Raw genomic sequence first — 19,556 nt, 5'->3', positions numbered from 1 at the left:
AGGTTCCTGAGGCTGCCGGACCGGACCGCACAGTTCAAGTGCGGCCCGGTGCGGCAGCTGTCCGCTAGGAGGCGGGGGTGAAGGACCAGAGGAACGGGTACGCGTTACCCGTCTGGACCTCGACGTTGGTCTTTGCGTCGGTCACGAAGCTGGACTGCGGGCGGTACCACGGGGCAAACCAGGCCTGCTCCACGATGTACTTGTTCAGTTCCTTCGCTGCGGACTTCTGCTCGTCCTCGGAACCCAAGTGGATCTTGTTGACCAGTTCATCCACCTTCGGGTCCTGGTAGTTGTAGGGGTTCCAGGGTGCGTTGGGAGTGAGCTTCATGTTGATCAGCTGCCAGTCGGACTGCTGCTCGAGGATCATGTAGCTCACGCCGAACTTGGGTGCCAGGAGGTCAGCGATGAAGTTGTTGCCCACATCGGTGAACTGGGCCGTGATGCCCACGTCCTTGAGCTGCTGGGTGATCAGCGCCGGGATGGTGTTGCCCAGGAGGGTGGAGGAGGGCAGTTCCAGCGTGAGCCCGCTGGCGTACCCGGCTTCGGCGAGAAGCGCCTTGGCCTTCGCGGGGTCGTAGCTGTAGCGGGAGTCCAGGGACTCGTCATAGGCGTCCGACGACGGCGGGAACACTTGCGTGGTCAGCTCGCCATGGCCCTGGCCGATGGATTCCAGCATCGCCTTGGAGTCGAACGCGTAGTTCAGCGCCTGGCGGACGCGGACGTCTGCCAGGGCCGGGTTGGTGGTGCCGGCGCGGTCGAAGATCAGCAGGCCGGACCAGTTCAACTGGAGCGGGTTGACCTTGTAGCCGGCTGCTTCGATTTCGGTGAGCGTGTTGTTGTCAATGGTGTTGGCGGCGTTGAGCGTGCCGGACTTGATGGCGTTCAGCAGCGAGGTCTGGTCGCCGTAGACGTTCAGGACCAGGTTGTCGTAGTGGACCAGATCCTTGTCCCAGTAGTCCGGGTTGGTTTTGTAGGTGTAGGACGTGCCGGTGACGGTGGCGGCGGTGTCCAGGATGTACGGTCCGGAGCCGACTGGGTTGGTGGCGATGTCGGCGTTGCCGAAGGAAGCCGGGCTCTGCATGAACGACGCGTCCTTGGACAGGTAGTTCAGGAACGCCGGGTCCGGAGCCGACAAAGTCAGTTCCAGGGTGGTGGCATCCACTGCGGTGGCGGTCTGCAGGGCCGCGAGGAACTGCGCGTCCGGTGATGTGCCGGCCTTGAAGCGCTCGAGGTTCTGCTTGGCGGCGTCGGCGTTGAACGGAGTGCCGTCGGTGAACTTCACGTCGTCGCGAAGTTTCAGGGTGAGGACGGTCTTGGCCTCGTTGTACTTCCACTCGGTGGCCAGCATGGGCACCAGCGTGCCGTCCGGCTCCATGCGGATGAGGGTGTCGTAGACGGCCTGGTAGAACGGCGACAGGTTGGCGAACTCGGACTGGTCTGCTGCAAACGTCTTCGGCGCCAGAAGCGTGCCGAGGGTGAGGGTTTCGGAGGACTGTTCTCCGGAGGCGTCTCCACCGGCAGAGCAGCCGGTGAGGCCCAGGGCAACGGCGGCGACAAGAGCGGCCATTCGCTTGGATCGGAACATCTTTGGTCCCTTTCACGGTCAGTGGCGTCCACCATGGACGGCCATTGGGAAAGACCGTAACATGAAAACCTAGTGGGTACTAGGTTTTTATTTTGAAAAGCTGAATCGTCCGTAATGTGACGCGACCCACTGCGGTTGACCAATTGGCTTTCCGCCCCTGAAAACTACCTTGTTAGGGTTATGTGATGACTGACACCCCTGCCACCGCGGTCGCCGAGGCACCTCGTCGGGGCCGGCCACGGGGTAGCTATGCCAAGACCGAAGCCCGTCGCCAGGAGATCCTCACGGCCGCCTTCGAGGTGTTTTCGACGTCGGGCTACCGCGCGGGATCGCTGAAGGATGTGGCCGACAAAGTGGGCCTCAGCCAGGCTGGGCTGCTGCACCACTTCCCCAGCAAAGAAGCCCTGCTGGAAGCTGTCCTCACGCTGAGGGACGAGGAATCCATCACCCGGACGGGTGCATTGACTGCCCAGGGGATCGAGATGCTACGCGGCCTCGTGGAGCTCACACGCTACAACACCACGATTCCCGGCCTGGTCGCCCTGTACTGCGTCCTGTCGGCTGAAGCCACTGATCCCGACCATCCGGCCCACGAGTACTTCCAACGGCGCTACACCTGGGTCCGCGGCACCATGACAGAAGCCTTCGACGAGCTGGCAAGGCAAGGCCAGCTGCGTTCGGGCATCGCTCCCTCCACCGCTGCACGCCAGCTTGTGGCACTCATGGACGGCCTGCAGGTGCAGTGGCTGCTGGACAACGACTCCGTGGACATGCCAGCCGAGGTGGTCGCGTTCCTGGAGGCCATCACCACGGAGAAGTTCTAGCCGGGCATTGGGCGCCTAAGCGGTCCTGGGCCGCATAGGCGGTGCGGCCCCGAACCGGTTGTGCGGGCCAGAACCGCTTGATCGGGCAACAACAGGTCAGCGCCGCCCTACAGCGCCGTGAGGCCTCCGTCCACGGTGAAGATCCCGCCGGTGGCGTAGGCGGAGTCGTCGCTGGCGAGAAAGACCATGATGCCCTCCACGTCCGCTGCCGTCCCGGGACGGCCCAGCATGGTGGAATTCACCAGGCCGGCGCGGCTGACGGGGTCGTCGGCAATGGCCTGGACCAGCGGTGTTTCGGTGTAGCCCGGGACCACGATATTGACGCGGATCCCCGCGTGCGCGTAGTCGGCTGCAACTACCCTCGCCAGGCCATGGACCCCGGCCTTAGAGCTCGTGTAGGCGGTGAATGTCTGGCCGCAGGCCACCACGGCGGTGGGGCTGCCCGTGCAGATGATGGAGCCGCCGCGCCCTTCCATCGCCCGGACGGCATGTTTGAGCGTGAGGAACGCGCCCCGCTGGTTGATGGTGACAGTCTTCTCCCAGACGGCCAGGTCCAGGTCCCCCACCTTCGCGTCCTGGCCGAACAACTGCACACCGGCGTTCGCCACCACCACATCAAGCTGCCCGGCCGCCGCAACCTCGGCGTAGGCAGCCGCCACACTCGCTTCGTCGGAGATGTCCATCCGCAGGGCGTGCGCGCCCGAAGCCCCGGTGGCGGCGGCTGCCTTTTCCGCAGCCTCCACGTTGATGTCGGCGAAGTAGACCGTGGCCCCTTCGGCGACGAAGCGCTGGGCAACGGCCAGGCCAATCCCCGAGCCAGCCCCCGTGACAAGGGCAGTTTTTCCTTCAAGTCGCAGACCCATCGGGTCTCCTTTCACATAGGGGGCACCGCCGGCTGAAGACGGCAGCAAGAAACATGGGGTGGTTCAGTTCGGTGCCGAAAAATTGCTTTCCGGAATACGGACGACGCCGGCGGACCAGGGTCCGAGCGTCAGCCGCCCGGCTGCGGGGTCGCCGTCGTTATTGGTACTGAAGCCGATGGCAGCGGAGGTCTCCTGTCCGAAAGCGGCGCATGTGGCGCCGCTCGCACTGACACCGTCCGGAAGCCGGACGTCCACGGTAACCGGGGAACCGGAGAGGTTGCCGGCAAAAATAACCAGGCCTGCCCGGGACCGCACCGGGTACAGCGTCACCGGCCCCGCATCGGCGTCGACCGACAACACCACGGAGTCCCGGAGCCCGGCGAGCTCCTTCAGTAGTTCACCGGCCGGATTCAGCCGGCCATCGGCGCCGCTAATGCCCGTTGGGCCGGATGCCTCGAAGTAACTGACGGAGGCTACCCCGTCCATGGTCAGCGCATTGATACTCGCCAGCGTCCATGCAGCGGTGAACGGCTCGCCCTGCAGTTCATCGGCTTCAGCCTCCGACTCGATACCGGACGTGGCCACGGCGTTGAACCGCGGCAGCAGCGTCACCGGACCAACGTGGACCGGCCTTCCGCCGCCCAGGCGCAGCGCGTTCTGAGCCACGAGCCGCTGCATGGGCACGCTGTCGATGACGTGTGCGGCCTCGGTACTATGCATCTGCGGCGTAATGCTGAACGTGAGGGCGTCGGAGTCCGACGGCGTGCGGCTGCTTTCGCGGTTCAGTTCCGTGAAGTGGGCGCGCGTTCCGGCCAGGAGGCTACTGCTGAACCCTGCCGCGTGTGCCGAGTCCTTGAGTTCGGCCCAGGTGTCTGGCTCAGTAACGTGGCTGGCAGGATGGAACACCGCGAGCCGCTTGGCTTGCGGCAGATAGGGTGCGAGGTCTGCGACGGCGCCAACCGGGTCCGCGGTCACTGCCCGGATGTCCAGTCCGGCTCCGTGGATGGAGGCGGCGGCCGCCGCGGCCTCCAACCGGGCTGTCCAGAGTGATCGGGCGGCGTCGCCTTCTTCGTCGACAAGTTCAACCACAAGGGCGTCGAGCCCGGGGATCTCCGGGAGCACTCCGGGCTGCGACCCAGCCCCCACGGCCAAGGCCGGAACCCGGCCGGCTTCAGCGCCAATCCGCGCGGAAACCGCTGTGGGCAACCTGGAAGCAACGCGGGCAGCCACTGCGGCCGCTTCCACGGCCTCCTGCGGCTCCAGCGTGGCCGCCTCGAGGAGGACGGACTGCCGAACAGTGTCTCCGGCTGCGACGGCCACCGGGAAGGGCAGCGACAGCGGCGTGCTGTACGTCTTGAAGGACGCATCCGTCCAGTTCCGCTGGTCCTCGGTCTCAAAGACGTCACCGGTGAACGAAAGACGGAAGGCGGTGCCGGCGTCGGCCCACTCAAGTGCCGCGATGTCCGTAAAGGGCTGGTGCGGGCTGATGTCGTGAGGAAACTGCGCGGCTGTGCTGCCGCCGTCGGGGTGTTCCACGGTGATTTCCCGGCCGGCCTCAGCCGGAGAATGAAGCACCACTAGGCCGATCCGGTTGCTGCGGAAGGCGTGCACAGCGGCACCTTCAAAGGAAATTTCCACGGTCGCGGGAGTGAATTCGGCCGTCAGTTGGCCGTCATACTCCACGCCGTATCCAGCAAAGGCTACGGCCCAGCGGACCTGCAGGCCGTCGTAGTCCTGCTTGATCTCGACGTTTCGAACCGAGGGCTTCGGAGTCCGCCAGTTGTGGTCCCGGACTACAGCTTTGACGGCCCGCAGGACCTCCCGGCCCGCGTAGCTGACGTGTGCGAGTTCGTCGCCCACAAGCCGGGCAGTCCACGGTCCGGCGGAGAGCAACCGCACGGGGGGTGCCAGCCTGGCCTGGACGGAGGGGGACAGTTTCGGCGGACCGGTCAAGGGCTGGGAAGACACGTCACTGCTCTCTGCCTGGCCCGGGGCTGCTGTGGCCCGGCGGCCCGGCGTCGCTAAAGCAAAATTAGAGGGCCTGTGAGGCAGGCCATATCCGATTATGGATTTACCGAACGCAACAAGTCAACCGGTTGACCAATAGCTGGACGATCAGATGGCCCCGGAAGCGGTCAGCCGGAAAAGCTACTGCGAAGCGTCAAAACCGGCGAGCAGCCGGCGGGACGCGGTTTGCATGTGCGAGCGCATGGTCTTGGTGACTGCCTCGGAATCGCGGGCTTCAAGGGCGGTGAATATTTCGGTGTGCTCCTTGAGTGCGGCCGCAGCATGGCCTTCGTCCGTCAGCGCGCGGTCCACCCAGATGCGCAGCAGGGAGCGAATGCTCTGGAGCAGCTCCTTGAGAACCTGGTTTCCGGAGCTTTCGGCGATTTCGCGGTGGAATGCGGCATCGGCTTCCACAAAGGCCGCCAGGTCATTGAGCGTTTCGGCCATGGTGGCCAGGTTGCCCCGCATGCGCTCAAGGGCCTCATCGGTGATCCGGTCGGCGGCGAGCTGCGCGGCCTGGACCTCCAGGCCACTGCGCAATTCCACCAGTTCACGGGTCCGGGGCGCGCCGAGCATCAGGCCCCAGCTCAACGTGCGCGGCAGTAGTTCCGAGATGCCGTCACGAAGGTAGGTGCCTGACCCGGGCCGGACAATCACAATCCCCAGGATCTCCAGGGCAGCAAGCGCCTCACGCACCGCGGACCGGCCAACACCCAGGGAGGCGGCCAACTGGCGCTCCGCGGGGAGGCGCGTTCCGACGGCGATATCACCACTGGTGAAATACGCGAGCAGGCGCTCTGCGACTTCAGAGACAACGGAGCCCTGGCCCACGGAACCGAGCGCTGCGCTGATCTTGGCCGTCGATGCGGCGGAGTTTATGGACACATCCCAAGCGTAACAACCGACCCCTGCCCCGGCCGCCAACCTGGAGTTCCAAGAAACAACACGTCAACCGGTTGACCAATTTACGTTTCGCTCTTATCGTTGAAGTCAACATGCTTTAGCCGCCGGTCCGGTCCCCCTGCCCTCCGGCGTTGAAACAGCCCCCAAGCCTCCAGTGACGGACGCTGCCGGGAACATCAACATCTAGGAGTCAACGTGGACACCACACAATCGGTGGTCGAAAAATCCGCAATCAGGAAAGTGGCGATCCGGCTCGTGCCGTTCGTCGCCCTGATGTTCTTCATCAACTACCTCGACCGAACGGCCATCTCGTTCGCCGGCCCCAACGGCATGAACACAGACCTGGCCCTGTCCGCAGCACAGTTTGGCTTTGCGTCCGGCGTCTTCTTCATCGGCTACATCCTGCTGGAAGTTCCCAGCAACCTGGCCCTGCACAAGTTCGGCGCCCGCCGCTGGCTCGCCCGCATCATGGTCAGCTGGGGCATCGTCTCCCTGTTGTTCACCTGGGTGGGCAACGTGGAGCAGCTCTACGTCCTCCGCTTCATCCTGGGCGTGGCCGAGGCCGGGTTCTTCCCCGGCGCCATCCTCTTCCTGAGCCTCTGGGTCCCGTCACGCCACCGCAGCAAGATCCTTGCCCTGTTCTACTTGGCCCAGCCGCTGACCACCGTGATCGGCGCCCCGCTGGCCGGCCTCCTCATCCAGCAGCACGGCCTGTTCGGACTTGAGGGCTGGCGTGTCATGTTCTTCGGCGTCGCAGTCCCGGCAATCATCGTCGGCATCGTCGCCTGGTTCTACCTGGCTGACTCCCCCGCAAAGGCCAAGTGGCTGACGCAGGAAGAGAAGACGTGGCTGACCGGCGCACTGGAGAAGGAAAAGAAGGAAACCGCGGCCAGCAACAAGCACGTCAGCGTCCGCACCGTCTTCGGCAACGGCCGCGTCTGGATGCTCTCCGCCATCTACTTCGGCTTCATCTACGGCCTCTACGCCCTCGGCTTCTTCCTCCCCACCATCATCGCGGGCTTCGAAGGCATCTACGGCACCAAGTTCGATGTCCTGCAGAAGGGCCTGATTACGGCCATCCCGTACCTGCCGGCAGCGTTCGCCCTGTACTTCTGGTCCAAGGATGCCACCAAGCGCGGCGTCAAGACCTGGCACATTGCCCTTCCCGCCCTCATCGGCGGCCTCAGCATCCCGTTGGCCCTGTTCGCAGGTTCCCCGGCGGCCACCATCGCTGTCATCACCATCACGGCCATGTCCATCTTCGCGGCCCTGCCCAACTTCTGGACCGTGCCCACCCAGTTCCTCACCGGAGCAGCAGCCGCCGCAGGGATCGCCCTGATCAACACCATCGGCAACCTGGCTGGCTTCAGCGCAGGCTACGTCACCGGCTGGCTGAAGGACCTAACCGGGGGCTACACGGTGCCGATGTTCGTCGTGGGCGGCTTTATGCTCCTCTCCTCGATCCTCATGGTGGCACTCAGCCGCTCCGGCAAGGTCAGCGAGGGCATCCCCGCCGAGGCCCTGGATCCTGCGGGCGCCGGACACCACTCCGAGCCGTAACCCAGACCCGGGGGCGTCCGTTTTACCCGCGGACGCCCCCGCACCAATCCAACTAACCGGTGGTCGAGCCACCGGAGCGAGCAATAACTCCAGGAGCCTTTTCCCATGACCCGCCTGTTCAACGAACCTTCAGCTTTCGCTGACGAAATGATCGAGGGCTTTGCCGCCTCCCATGGACGCTGGGTGAAGCGCGTTTCCGGCGGCGTGGTCCGCAATACCAAGAGCACCCCGGACACGGTGGCGCTGGTCATCGGCGGCGGCTCCGGACACTACCCGGCGTTCGCCGGACTCGTGGGCCAGGGCCTGGCCCACGGCGCCGCAATGGGCAACCTCTTTGCTTCCCCGTCCGCCCAGCAGGTCTACAACGTGGCCAAGGCCGCCAACAACGGCGGCGGTGTACTGCTGGGTTACGGCAACTACGCCGGCGACGTCCTGCATTTCAACCAGGCCCAGGACCGCCTCCGCAAGGAAGGCATCGACTGCCGCAGCATCGCCGTCACTGACGACGTCTCTTCCGCCCCGCTCGCCGAGCGCGCCAAGCGCCGCGGCATCGCCGGGGACCTGACCGTTTTCAAGGTGGCCGCCGCCGCAGCGGAGGCCGGCTACTCCATGGACGCGACAATGGAAATCGCCGAACGCGCCAACGACCGCACGCGCTCCTTCGGCGTCGCGTTCACCGGCTGCACCCTGCCGGGCGCGGACCATCCCTTGTTCTCCGTCCCGGAGGGCCGGATGGCCGTGGGCATGGGCATCCACGGCGAGCCCGGCATTGATGAAACGGACATCCCGACGGCGGATGAGCTCGCCGAACTGTTGGTCGCCAAACTCCTCACCGAAGTACCGGAGGGGCTGGACGCCAGAGGTGCCCGCGTGGTCCCCATTCTGAACGGCCTGGGCAGCGTCAAGTACGAAGAGCTTTTCGTCGTCTACCGCCGCGTCGCACAACTCCTCGCCGAGGCCGGCCTGGAAGCGGTTGACCCGCAGGTGGGTGAACTCGTCACCAGCTTCGACATGGCCGGCACGTCCCTAACCCTTTTCTGGCTGGACGACGAACTCGAGGCCCTCTGGAACGCTCCCGCCGACGCCCCGGCCTTCCGCCGCGGCGCCGTCACCGCGGAAGCACTGGAAGCCGGCGACGGCGAACTTGCCGAGGCCGAAGCGGTCATCCCGGACGCCACGGAAGAATCCCGCGCCGGTGCCGCACGTGTCCTCGCCGCCCTCGGCGCCGCGAAGGCTGTGGTGGATGCCAACGCCGACGAACTGGGCCGGATCGATGCGATCGCCGGCGACGGTGACCACGGCATCGGCATGGAACGAGGCGTCCGCGCCGCCGTCGAAGCCGCAACGGACGCCGTCGCCCGCGGCGCCGGTGCCGCCACTACCCTTCACTTTGCCGCGGATGCCTGGGCCGACAGGGCCGGCGGCACGTCCGGCGCGCTCTGGGGAATGGCCCTGCGCGCCGTCGGGGACGCCGTGGGAAACAGCAAAGCGCCCGACGCCGGTGCTGTCGCCGCCGGTGTCGCCGGAGCCGCGGCCGCGATCATGGACTTCGGCAAAGCCAAACCCGGCGACAAAACCCTCGTGGACGTCCTGGTTCCCTTCCGTGACGCGCTGGCGTCCGGCGTCGGTGCGGGCAAATCCCTCACCGAGGCCTGGGCCGCCGCCGCAGTGACTGCCGAGCAGGCCGCCGAGGACACCGCCCAACTGCTGCCCCTCATGGGCCGCGCCCGCCCGCACGCCGAGAAGAGCCTCGGCACCCCGGACGCGGGTGCCGTATCCATGGCACTGATCATCCGGGCCATCCACAACACGCTCGTCGAGCGGACAACCATTAAGGAGAAAGCATGAGCGCCAAACTGCGCCTGATTGTTGGGGCCGACGACGCCGGTTTCGAGTACAAGGAAGCCCTGAAGGCTGATTTGGAGGCCTCCGAGCTGGTCGAATCCGTCACCGATGTTGGCGTAGACGCCACCAGCCACACCCCCTACCCGTCCGTGGCCATCGCCGCTGCCGAGCTCATCGCCGCCGGCAAGGCCGACCGCGCCCTGCTGGTCTGCGGCACCGGCCTTGGTGTGGCTATCGCCGCGAACAAGGTCCCCGGCATCCGCGCCGTCACCGCGCACGACAGCTACTCGGTTGAACGCTCCATCCTGAGCAACAACGTCCAGGTCCTCACCTTCGGCCAGCGCGTTGTTGGCCTGGAACTCGCCCGCCGCCTCGCCAAGGAATGGCTCACCTACACCTTTGACGAAACCTCGGCCTCGGCCGGGAAAGTCACCTTGATTAAGGACTATGAGGGTGTCACTTCCTGCTAATACCCCGATAAAACCGAAGGCCATCATCGGCGTCAGCCTGAAGATGTACTTCGGCTACCAGCGCTCGGTGGACTACTGCCGCGACGTGGCCGCGATCGCGTTCGCGCACCCGGCGGTCCAGGCCGGCGACATCGAACTGTTCGTCCTGCCTACGCTCCCGGTTCTGCCCGAAGCTGCCCGCATCCTGGGACCGGCGGGAGCCGCCGCGGGCGCCCAGGACATCTTCTGGGAAGACGAAGGCGCGTTCACCGGTGAAGTCGGCGGCAAGACCGTGGCCGAGCTCGGCGGACGCTACGCCGAAGTGGGCCACGCCGAACGCCGCCGGATCTTCGGCGAGGATGACACAGTCATCGGACTGAAAACTGCCGCAGCCTACCGCAATGGCCTCACCCCGATCCTGTGCGTCGGAGAACTGCAACAGGGATCCGTGGAAGAAGCCGTCACCCGCTGCTCCGCGGAAATCGACGCCGCACTCCACCGCGCGCAGTCCCTGGGACCCGCCGGCCGGACCATCGTGGCCTACGAGCCGCAGTGGGCCATCGGCGCCCCGGAACCGGCAACACCGGATTACATCAGCGCGGTCATCACCGGGCTGGACGCGCACCTGCGCAGCCTGCCCGGCCAAGCGGACAGCCGCGTCATTTACGGCGGCAGCGCCGGACCAGGCCTGATCACCAAGCTGGCACCCGCCGTCGCCGGTCTGTTCCTGGGCCGCTTCGCACACGACCCGAAAGCGCTGAAGACCATCCTGGATGAGACGGCTGCAAGGATGACCACTGCGGAGGTGACCGTATGAGCCGCCTCGGCACCGGTTCCCGGATCGGGCAGGGTTCAAGAATTGGATTGAGCAGCTACGCCTTCTTCTGGCAGCTCTCGGACAAGGTCGCCGAACCGCTCAGTATCCATCAGGCGCTGGAACGGACCGCCGCGCTCGGGGTGGACCTGTTCCAAATCTGCGACTACGCCCCGCTCGAAACCATGCCGGATTCCGAGCTGGAGGCCGTCCGGGCCACCGCGGACCGGCTGGGCATTTCCCTGGAGCTCGGCACCAAGGGCATCCGCCCGGAGCACCTGAGGAAGTTCCTGCGCCTCGCCGGGATCCTGGGCTCGCCCCTGCTGCGGACCATGTTCAACGTCCCGGGCCACACCCCGACGGCGGAGGAAGCCGTGGCGATCTTCAAGGAAGTCCTGCCCGAGTTCGAGGCCGCCGGCGTGAAGATTGCGGTGGAAACCTACGAGCAGGTCCCCACCAATCGGATCCTGGACGTGATCCGCGGAGTGGACAGCCCATCCCTGGGCATCTGCGCCGACCCCGCCAACACGGTCGCGGCCCTGGAGATGCCGCGCGAGGTGATTGACGCCGTCGCGCCCTATGTCCTGAACATGCACATCAAGGACTTCGCGTTCAGCCGCAAGGACGGGTGGGTCGGATTCACCTATGCCGGCGCACCGCTCGGCGAAGGCCTGCTCGACTACGACTACATGGTCAGCAAGTTCGCGCCCCACCAAAGAAATATCAACCAGATCGTCGAACACTGGCTGCCGTGGCAGGACTCAGAGGCGGACACCATCCGCCTCGAAAACCAGTGGACCCAACAAAGCATCGAATTCCTAAGGAGCAAGTGAAATGTCAGCAGAAAAATTGACCGTCGCCGTCATCGGAGCCGGTGGCAAAATGGGAATGCGCGTTTCCCGTAACCTCCAGAAGAGCGACCACACCGTCTTCTACAGCGAGAACTCCCCCGCAGGCCAGGAACGCATCCAGGCAGAAGGCCGCGAAATCACCGCCACTGACGACGCCGTCAAGGGCGCCGACGTGGTCATCCTCGCGGTCCCGGACACCGTCCTCGGCGTGGTCTCCCAGGGCGTAGTCCCCCAGATGAAGGCCGGCGCAATCCTGCTCACCCTGGACCCCGCCGCCGCCTACGCCGGCCTGCTGGCAAAGCGCGACGACGTCGTCCAGGCTGTGGCTCACCCGTGCCACCCGTCCGTGTTCCTCGAGCGCACCACCAAGGAAGAATGGGCCGACACCTTCGGCGGCGAGGGCGCCCCGCAGAACGTGGTGGCCGCGATCGACGAGAACGCACCGGAGGGGACCAAGGCAGCAGCCGAGGCCACCATCCGCATCATCTACGCACCCGTCATCGACGTCCACTGGGTCACCGTCAAGCAGCTCGCCATCCTCGAACCCACCCTCGTGGAGACCGTCGCCTGCATGATCGGCACCCTGCTCAACGAGGCACTGCACGAGACCGTGCACACCGCCGGCGTTCCCGAGGAAGCGGCGAAGGCCATGCTGTTCGGCCACGTGCAGATCGCCCTCACCAACGCCCTGCGCGGCTCCAACCCGTTCTCCGAAGCCTGCGAAATCGCCATCCAGTACGGCAAGGACACCATCATCAAGGACGACTGGAAGAAGATCTTCGACGACTCCGAGCTGGACAGCGTCATCGCCAAGATGCTCAAGCTGGACGCCGTCAAGCGCTAGCCCCTCAGGCGGCGCGACTGCCCCCGCCGTACGGCGCGTAAGCACAGTTGGGGCCCCGGGAAAACCGGGGCCTCATCCGTACTTTCTGCGACTGGGTTGACTGCCTAGCTGCGGTGGTGTTCTATCAGCCAGGCAGCCATCTGCTGGGCACGCTTGTTCGCCTGCATGTCACCCTCTGTGGCCGAGATGATGGATCCCTTCATCAGGATGTGCCAGGACCGGGCGAAATCTTCGGTTCGGGCCAGCCCCGCTTCCTCCGCAAGAGCCTGGACGTGGCCGCGGATCCTGGCCAGGTAGTCGATGCTCGCCTGGCCGAGGGGGTGCGCCGGCCCCATCTCCAGCAGGATGTTGATGAACGAGCAGGCCTCGAAGTCCTCGCGCAGGAACCAGTCGCCGAAGACGTCAAAGATGGCCAGCAGCTGTTCGGTGGGCGTATTCCCGCGGCGCCGGGCTTCGGAGACGATCGCGTCCACAGTCCACTGCCGGTCGCGCTGTTCCAGGAAGGCCAGCACCAGGGCGTCCTTGGAAGGGAAGTGCCGGTAGAAGGTTGCCTTGGCAACGCCGGACCGTTCGATGAGTTCGTTAACTCCGACGTCGCGGACACCGCGGCGGGAGAAGAGTTCATAGGCAACAGCGAGTATCCGGCCCACGGCATCGGCGTGTCCGGCTGCCGCCCCCACTTGGCTTTGCACGGGGGACGGTCCAGTTTCTGGGGCTGAAGTCATTGTGAAAACCAGTTTACGCCAGGTAGAGACAGACCGGTCTCCCTCGCGGTACTGTTTCTCCTACGCGCAGTGCTTTCGACGCCGATTGGACCGTTTTCGGCCCAGCCGGTCTGGTGCAAGGAGGCCCCTATGTCAGCAGAGCGGATGTTCCAAAGCGTGCCAGCGGATCCTGAACCTTGGTTGGATGAGGACTTCAATCCAGCCGAGATCCGGCGGTTTGCGATCGAGTCGCTTCGATGGCAGGCGCAGGAAATTATCGATGAAGTGCTCTGCGGAAAGTCCCCCGGGGAAGAGATGGCGCGGGCACGGCTCCGCCGCTGCGTGGCGCGGCATCCGGGAGAACCCGAGCAGGCCCTGCTGGAACAGCTAATGGTCAACCGGGAACTTCCCGCCTGACACCTGGGCCGCGTGTCGGCCGGGTGTCAGTGCGGCTTTAGAGGTTAAGGCTGCGGTCCACGATCCGGCCGGCGGTCACATGGAGGCCTTCATTATGAGCGCGCGCGTGATTGCGCAGCCTGTTGAAGGCCTCTTCCATATCGACTCCCGCAGTGTGGGCGATGACGCCTTTTGCCTGTTCAATCAACACGCGGCTGTTCAGCGCACGCTGCAGCTGCTCGTTGACCAGGGAAGCTTCCCTGATGGTGCGCTCCTGCAGAAGGCTGATTGTGGCTACGTCTGCCAGGGCTTGGCCGATGGCAGCATCCTCCGCCGTCAGCGGACCGGGGTTGGCCCCGAAGAGTCCCATGGCGCCGATGGTCCGGTCATGGATCCGCATGGGCACCGCGTGGACCGAACGGAAGCCTTGGGACAGTGCCGCAGCCTTGAAGTCCCCCCAGCGCTCCAGTGCGCCGATGTCCTCCACCACCACGGGACGTCCGGTGGAGTAGCATTCGACGCACGGTCCCGAGCCGGCCCGGAGCTGCAGGACTTCCACAAGCTGGCTTTGCTCGCTGGTGGACGCCAAGACCTGGAGTTCTCCGCTGGGGTCGGCCAGCACCAGGCCCGCGGCAGCAACGTCGAGGAGCCCCACGGATTCCTCAACGAGGGTGTGGAGCAGGTCCAGGACGTCGTAGTCCGCAACCAAGGTGTCCGTAAGTTTTACGAACGCCCCGCTGACGCGCTCGGCGCGGGTAGTCGTTGCCATGGCGCTATTTTACGTCAGCGGCGGGCTGCCGGGACCGCTGACACCGCCGTCGGACCTGAAACTCAGGCGGCCTTCGAGGACGGCGTCGGCCGTCTGGCGGAGCGTGAGGTCGTGGGCAAAGGCGTAGGCACGCAGCAGCAGCAAGGAATCCGCTGCAGTGGCACCGGACTGGGCGAGCACCATTCCAGTGGCTTGGTGGATCTCACGGCGTGACATGAGGGCCGGCTCCAAGGCGGGATCGGTATCAGGCGAACTGATGGTGAGGATCGTTCGAAGGAGGTACCAGGAGGTCTGCCCTGCAAGAACGGCCGCAGTCGCCTGCTCGGACCTGCTGAGGGCTCCGGGTTCTGAGTGGTAGAGCTCAACCACGCCCAGGTCCACCGCACCAACCGTCAGTGGGAAAACAAACATGGCGGCGGCCCGGGTCCTGGCAACGGCCTCGTGGAACATTGGCCAGTCAGCGTGCACTGCGGCCCGGACATCCGGGATCAGCACGGGCAGGCGGGTCCGGACCGCCCTCCAGCGCGGCCCTTCGCCCAGGCTGAACTGCAGTTCATCCAGTTGGGCGGCGAGGGCGTCACTGGCGCACACGAGCGTTTCGGCTGTGGCGCCGCCAAACAGGGACACTGCAGCTCCCGTGACGGGCAATTTCTGCAGATAGGGGCCGCACAGGTCTTCTCCACCCGCGACCAGCCCGGGTGCAACATCCATGCTGAGCCTCTGATCCCTGGTCCATCCCGCTGGGTTGTTCATCCCACTCTCACGCCGGCTGCTGGCCGAACCGGCATGGCGGAGTCGTCACCTAAGGATACTCACCGCCACCGCGCATGATCATCACGGGCCGAAATCAGGGCGTCTCTTCGCCACCTTCCGCATTCACGCGCTGGGAAGTCTCCATCAGATGGGCGAGCAACGCCCGTTCCGGTGCACCCGGGTAGGCGGCAACACATTTGCGAAGGTGCAGTTTGATCTCTGCCAGCCCGGGCGATTCGTCCTCAAGGATGGAGGCGATGATCTCGAGCGCCTGCACCCCGATCGGCGTGGCCCGGGGCATGCCGGGGAACTGCGCCGGGGCTGTAATTTCCGGGGCAAGTGCCAACATCGCGTAACCGTCATACATCTGCGCCTCCGTTAGGTGTCGAACTGCTCGCGGGTCTCGCCAAAGGGTACGGCCTCGCTCACCGCTACCGTGAAGGTGTCGGGCGCGTGACGGGTGACCAGAATCCCGCACGTCCCGCCCTTGGCGGCATGCTGGCGCGCCAGGTCCACAGCGGAATTCAAATAGTCGTCCAGGACGGACGCGTCAGTCACTTTGACGACGTAGGAAAGGCCGTCTTCTACTGTGCTAATCATCGAAAACTTGCTCCTGGTCTGGTGTGGCACGTCGGCCACAGGCGTTGGTGGGGAGTACAGGCGTGCACAGCGCACGCCCGTATGCGGCTACGCCGGGCGTACGGCCACCGGGCAGCACAAAGGCCAAGGGTAAGACGGGAAGTGATGTGGGGATTGCCCGCGTTGATGACTGCTCCTCCTGGTGGACGCCGAGTAAGGCCATGCCAGGGTCTGGGGCAACAATTCGAGCATAGCGGACCGGCAGGCCAACCAACAGGGACCGGGGCCCCCTACCGGCTTCGCCCGGACCCCGGAACCAGGCCGGAAGGTTCAGGAAGGTTCAGGAGGGGGTTCAGCAGGCTTCAGGAGCTGAGCGGCAGATTATCGATCAGCCTCACGGGGCCTACCTTGGCCGCGATGATCGCCAGGGCGTCGCCACGGAACGGGGTCTCGCGGCAGTTCTCGGCCAGCGGTTCCAGCGTGCCTTGGTCCACCACCTCGAAATAGTCGAGTTCAACCAGCGGCTGGGACGCTACCAGTGCCTGGGCGGACTCGAGGTCCAATGGCTCGTGGAGGTTGGCCCGCTGCTCGAGGAGCCGCAGCGCCCGGGACAGCACCAGGGCGGCGTCCCGCTGTTCGTCGGACAGGAAGCGGTTGCGGCTGGACAGGGCCAGGCCGTCGGCAGAACGGACGGTGGGCACTCCTACGATGTCCACGGGGAAATTCAGGTCGGCCACCATGCGCCGGACCAGGGCCAGCTGCTGGGCATCCTTCTGGCCGAAGTAGGCGCGGTAGGCAGGCAGTCCCGGGATGCCGGCAGAAGGCGCACCTGAGGTTGCAAACGCGCCCGACGGCGGCAGCCCGGTTCCGGGAATGCCGTAATGCAGCAGCTTGGCCACTACGGTGAGGGCGCCGTCGAAATGTCCGGGCCGGGAGGCGCCTTCCCACTTCTCCCCCAGCGGGCCGGCGGTCACCCGGACCAATGGCTCGCCACCGGGGTACACCTCCTGCACGGACGGCGCGAACGCCAGGTCCACGCCTTCGGACTCCAACAGGGCGAGGTCTGCATCCAGCGTGCGCGGGTACCGGTCCAGGTCAACGGCGTCGCCGAACTGCAGTGGGTTGACAAAGATGGACGCCACCACGACGTCGTTTTTTTCGACGGCGGTGCGCGCCAACTGCGCGTGCCCCTCGTGCAGGGCGCCCATCGTAGGCACCAGCCCCTGCGAGGTGCCGGGCTTGTTCATCAGGAGCCGGGCGCTCTCGGACCGCAGATCGGCCGCCGTCGTCACCAGTTTGATGGGCATCTTCAGTCTTCCTTGGGTTCGAGGGCCTGGCGCAGCCCGTCCAGCTGGTCCGCCTTCAGCAGCCCGCGGCTCTCGGCGCGACGTGCGGTGGAGCGGGCCATGGCCAGGTATGCCTCCAACACATCGCCGTGGGCGCCGGCGTCGTACTCCCGCAGGGCCTCGGCGTGGGCGGCCACTGTTCCGATATCGCCCCGGGCCACCGGCCCGGTCAGCGCCGCCTCACCGGAGGCCAACGCGTTCTCCAGTGTGGCCCGCAGCAGGGGCCCGAGCATCCTTTCGGGCGAATCCACGCCCACGTCACGGAGCAGCTGGGATGCCTGTGCCACCAGGGTGACCATATGGTTGGATCCGTGGGCGAGGGCTGCGTGGTACAGGGTCCTGTCCCCTTCGGCGATGGCCACGGGCTCGGCACCCATTTCCACCACCAGGGCCTGCGCGATGGGCAGCATCGCCGCGTCCGCGGTGACGCCGAAGGTGCAGTCCAGGAGCCGGGTGAGGTCCAGGCTCATGCCGGTAAAGGTCATGGCCGGGTGCAGGGCCAGCGGGATGGACCCGGCCGCGCGCACCGGATGCAGGACGCCCACGCCAAACCGGCCCGACGTGTGGGCCACCAGCTGCCCGGGCTGCCAGGCGCCCAGCTTGGCCAGTCCGTCCACCAGTCCGGCCAAGGCGTCATCCGGTACGGCGAGGAGTACCAGTTCGGCACGCTCCACGATGTCCTGGATCTCCAGGATGGGCACTCCGGGAAGAAGCGCTTCCGCACGTTCCAGGCTCGCGTCAGACACCGCGGACACCCCCACGACGGCATGCTCGGCCGAGCGAAGCGCAGCACCGAGCACGGCACCCACCTTGCCGGCGCCAATGATTCCGACGCCGAGGCGTCCCGGCTTAGCCATGTTGCTGGCCTTCCTGTCGTTTGGGGGTGTCAGGGGTCGGCGCGGACTCAACCGGCTGGCTTGGATCGGGCTGAATCGCCACGGTTTCGGGCTCAACGGCGGGAGTTGCCGGCGCCACCTGGGCCAGCCACTGTTCACTCGTCTGGCGTTTGCGGGCCAGCCTGGCGCGGGCCGATTGTTCGTCGAAGAGGGTCCTGGCTTCCTCGACCCCCGCTTGGATCAGGCGGGGCGAGACCGGACCGGCAGTAGTGTGCAGTACGAGGTCGGCAACACCGAACCGCCTGGCCAGCGGGCCCTGGTGCAGGGCCATGGACTGGGTGCGCTGGTGCGGCACTACCACCAGCTGCCGCCACCAGCGGCCGGAGCGGATCAGGAGGGCGGTTGCTGTGGCGGTGTAGCCGTTGCGGCGCCACCCCAGCGGGGCCAGGAACCGGGCGCGCCGCGGCGTGGTGACAAAACCGCCGTCGGAATCGAGTCCCGCGAGCCCGGCGGTGAAAACCCTCCCCGGTTCCGGGGTTCCGGGGTCCGGGAGCACCAGGGACAGCATGCTCATCACGTCGGCCAGCTTTCCCACGGGCAGCAGGGTGGTGCGCGACGCCGTTTCGCCGTTGCTTCCCGCAGCACCATATCCGGCCACGTTGACTTGTATGCGGTACCAGCCGAAAATACGCCAGAGCGGCGGCTGGGCTACCCTGAGCGCCTGGATCCTCCCGGGCGGGAGCGTCTGGGCCTGGGTGTCCAGTAGTCCATACCGCAGCCGGATGCCGTCCGGGGAAATAGCGGCAGTGAAGTTGTAGCCCTTGTTGAAGGAACTCCAGTAGGTCGCGGCGAGGCCCAGGGCGGCGGGAATCAGGTAAAGGTAGAACCCGCGATTGTCGGTCACCGCGGAGAGGACCACTGACGCGACGCCGCCCAGCACCACGAAGAAGCTCTGCTCGCTGAGCAGCAGCGAACCGACCAGGCGCGACGGCGGCACGGACAGCACGGGGAATTCCGGCGCCTCGGGCGGGGCTTCCTCGGGCCGTTCCGGGTCCTGGACCACGCCGGCGGCCCGGGCGAGGATAGTGGCACGGAGCTGGCGGGCGTCGTCCATCCGGAGGTAGGCGAGGCGCACAGCCGACTCACCGGCGTCGGCGACTTCGAATTTGAGTTCAGCCAGGCCAAAGATCCTGGCCAGCAGCGGCTGCACGATGTCGATGGCCTGGACGCGGTCCAGCCGGGCCTGCCGCTGCTGCCGGAAAAGGAAACCGGTATTGACCCGGACGTAGCCGCCGGCAATCTGGTACCTGGTGAAGTACCAGGTGAGGATGAAGCCAAGGACGGCGATCAGCAGTACGGTCCCGCCGCCGGCCAGCAGCCAGGGAATCCGGCCGGCGAACCCCTCCTCCAGGAGGGGCCTGCCTTGCAGCATCCGCTCAAAGAAGTCGCGGCCGAAGAAAAAGCCGATGGCGGCCAAGGCCACCCAGCCGCGCACAAACGGCGACGCCGGATGCACGCGCAGCCACTCGCCGTCGTGCGTTTCCGCTGCGGGCGCGGCGGGCGCAGGCATTGCAGCCGTAGGCGCGGCGTCGGCTTTACGCGGAAGTGGCGCAGAACCCGGCTCCGGG

20 protein-coding genes are annotated in these 19,556 nt (G+C 66.0%); 8 read left to right on the top strand and 12 right to left on the bottom strand.

Annotated features, from left to right (window positions below; all coding sequences use genetic code 11):
* Positions 1–64: 64 nt before the first annotated feature.
* Positions 65–1,567, bottom strand: coding sequence for an ABC transporter substrate-binding protein (locus tag ACLKOZ_RS04845; protein ID WP_436473215.1), 1,503 nt, complete (start codon positions 1,565–1,567; stop codon positions 65–67).
* Positions 1,568–1,770: 203 nt separating this feature from the next.
* Between ACLKOZ_RS04845 and ACLKOZ_RS04840 the strand changes: the two genes are divergently transcribed.
* Positions 1,771–2,409, top strand: coding sequence for a TetR/AcrR family transcriptional regulator (locus tag ACLKOZ_RS04840; protein ID WP_436473213.1), 639 nt, complete (start codon positions 1,771–1,773; stop codon positions 2,407–2,409).
* A 107-nt stretch (positions 2,410–2,516) separates the two neighbouring features.
* Here the strand turns inward: ACLKOZ_RS04840 and ACLKOZ_RS04835 are convergent, their stop codons facing one another.
* From ACLKOZ_RS04835 to ACLKOZ_RS04825, 3 genes are all read right to left on the bottom strand, one after another.
* Positions 2,517–3,272, bottom strand: a complete 756-nt coding sequence (locus ACLKOZ_RS04835; RefSeq protein ID WP_436473211.1) for an SDR family NAD(P)-dependent oxidoreductase — start codon at positions 3,270–3,272, stop codon at positions 2,517–2,519.
* Between the two features lie 63 nt (positions 3,273–3,335).
* A complete protein-coding gene (locus ACLKOZ_RS04830) occupies positions 3,336–5,240 on the bottom strand; it encodes a hypothetical protein (protein WP_436473209.1) in 1,905 nt (634 codons plus the stop codon).
* Positions 5,241–5,420: 180 nt separating this feature from the next.
* Entirely contained in the window at positions 5,421–6,164 is a 744-nt protein-coding gene (locus ACLKOZ_RS04825; RefSeq protein WP_337345447.1) for a FadR/GntR family transcriptional regulator, read from the bottom strand.
* Positions 6,165–6,377: 213 nt separating this feature from the next.
* On the opposite strand from ACLKOZ_RS04825, the gene ACLKOZ_RS04820 reads away from it, so the two are divergent.
* The 6 genes from ACLKOZ_RS04820 (at position 6,378) to ACLKOZ_RS04795 (ending at position 12,545) form a co-directional block, all read left to right on the top strand.
* Positions 6,378–7,742 carry an MFS transporter gene (locus ACLKOZ_RS04820; protein WP_337345446.1) on the top strand — a complete coding sequence of 455 codons (1,365 nt, stop codon included), beginning with the start codon at positions 6,378–6,380 and terminating at the stop codon, positions 7,740–7,742.
* A gap of 105 nt (positions 7,743–7,847) precedes the next feature.
* Positions 7,848–9,590: a dihydroxyacetone kinase family protein gene (locus ACLKOZ_RS04815; RefSeq protein ID WP_436473206.1), complete on the top strand. Its 1,743-nt coding sequence runs from the start codon at positions 7,848–7,850 to the stop codon at positions 9,588–9,590.
* The gene (locus ACLKOZ_RS04810; RefSeq protein WP_337345444.1) at positions 9,587–10,057 is read left to right on the top strand and encodes a ribose-5-phosphate isomerase; all 471 of its coding nucleotides are present in this window, start codon (positions 9,587–9,589) and stop codon (positions 10,055–10,057) included. The genes ACLKOZ_RS04815 and ACLKOZ_RS04810 overlap by 4 nt, the downstream gene beginning before the upstream one ends.
* Positions 10,041–10,853 (top strand): triose-phosphate isomerase family protein, encoded by an 813-nt coding sequence (locus ACLKOZ_RS04805; RefSeq protein ID WP_436473204.1) that lies wholly within the window; start codon positions 10,041–10,043, stop codon positions 10,851–10,853. Before ACLKOZ_RS04810 ends, ACLKOZ_RS04805 begins: the two co-directional genes overlap by 17 nt.
* Positions 10,850–11,683 carry a sugar phosphate isomerase/epimerase family protein gene (locus ACLKOZ_RS04800; protein WP_436473202.1) on the top strand — a complete coding sequence of 278 codons (834 nt, stop codon included), beginning with the start codon at positions 10,850–10,852 and terminating at the stop codon, positions 11,681–11,683. Before ACLKOZ_RS04805 ends, ACLKOZ_RS04800 begins: the two co-directional genes overlap by 4 nt.
* A 1-nt stretch (position 11,684) precedes the next feature.
* Complete coding sequence (locus ACLKOZ_RS04795) at positions 11,685–12,545, top strand: phosphogluconate dehydrogenase C-terminal domain-containing protein (protein WP_436473200.1); 861 nt, start codon at positions 11,685–11,687, stop codon at positions 12,543–12,545.
* 104 nt (positions 12,546–12,649) lie between these two features.
* Here the strand turns inward: ACLKOZ_RS04795 and ACLKOZ_RS04790 are convergent, their stop codons facing one another.
* Positions 12,650–13,270, bottom strand: a complete 621-nt coding sequence (locus tag ACLKOZ_RS04790) for a TetR/AcrR family transcriptional regulator (protein ID WP_436473198.1) — start codon at positions 13,268–13,270, stop codon at positions 12,650–12,652.
* A 129-nt stretch (positions 13,271–13,399) separates the two neighbouring features.
* On the opposite strand from ACLKOZ_RS04790, the gene ACLKOZ_RS04785 reads away from it, so the two are divergent.
* Positions 13,400–13,666, top strand: coding sequence for a hypothetical protein (locus ACLKOZ_RS04785; RefSeq protein ID WP_337350655.1), 267 nt, complete (start codon positions 13,400–13,402; stop codon positions 13,664–13,666).
* 37 nt (positions 13,667–13,703) lie between these two features.
* Here the strand turns inward: ACLKOZ_RS04785 and ACLKOZ_RS04780 are convergent, their stop codons facing one another.
* The 7 genes from ACLKOZ_RS04780 to ACLKOZ_RS04750 all read right to left on the bottom strand — a co-directional run bounded on the left by ACLKOZ_RS04780 (position 13,704) and on the right by ACLKOZ_RS04750 (position 19,498).
* Positions 13,704–14,414: a GAF and ANTAR domain-containing protein gene (locus tag ACLKOZ_RS04780; protein ID WP_337345438.1), complete on the bottom strand. Its 711-nt coding sequence runs from the start codon at positions 14,412–14,414 to the stop codon at positions 13,704–13,706.
* A 9-nt stretch (positions 14,415–14,423) separates the two neighbouring features.
* Positions 14,424–15,125 (bottom strand): GAF and ANTAR domain-containing protein, encoded by a 702-nt coding sequence (locus tag ACLKOZ_RS04775; RefSeq protein WP_436473195.1) that lies wholly within the window; start codon positions 15,123–15,125, stop codon positions 14,424–14,426.
* A gap of 136 nt (positions 15,126–15,261) precedes the next feature.
* Complete coding sequence (locus tag ACLKOZ_RS04770) at positions 15,262–15,534, bottom strand: hypothetical protein (protein WP_436473193.1); 273 nt, start codon at positions 15,532–15,534, stop codon at positions 15,262–15,264.
* 11 nt (positions 15,535–15,545) lie between these two features.
* Positions 15,546–15,767: a hypothetical protein gene (locus ACLKOZ_RS04765; protein WP_436473191.1), complete on the bottom strand. Its 222-nt coding sequence runs from the start codon at positions 15,765–15,767 to the stop codon at positions 15,546–15,548.
* A gap of 341 nt (positions 15,768–16,108) precedes the next feature.
* The gene (locus tag ACLKOZ_RS04760) at positions 16,109–17,053 is read right to left on the bottom strand and encodes a 4-phosphopantoate--beta-alanine ligase (RefSeq protein ID WP_436473189.1); all 945 of its coding nucleotides are present in this window, start codon (positions 17,051–17,053) and stop codon (positions 16,109–16,111) included.
* 2 nt (positions 17,054–17,055) lie between these two features.
* On the bottom strand, positions 17,056–17,949 hold the full coding sequence (locus ACLKOZ_RS04755) for a Rossmann-like and DUF2520 domain-containing protein (protein ID WP_376044485.1): 894 nt from the start codon (positions 17,947–17,949) through the stop codon (positions 17,056–17,058).
* A complete protein-coding gene (locus tag ACLKOZ_RS04750) occupies positions 17,942–19,498 on the bottom strand; it encodes a PH domain-containing protein (RefSeq protein ID WP_436473515.1) in 1,557 nt (518 codons plus the stop codon). The genes ACLKOZ_RS04755 and ACLKOZ_RS04750 overlap by 8 nt, the downstream gene beginning before the upstream one ends.
* Between the last annotated feature and the right edge of the window lie 58 nt (positions 19,499–19,556).

The sequence above is a fragment of the Arthrobacter sp. R4 genome, assembly GCF_051365025.1.
Classification (GTDB): Bacteria; Actinomycetota; Actinomycetes; order Actinomycetales; family Micrococcaceae; genus Arthrobacter.
The sequence above is the reverse complement of the archived record's forward strand: the minus strand, read 5'-3'. Positions and strand labels throughout refer to the sequence as shown.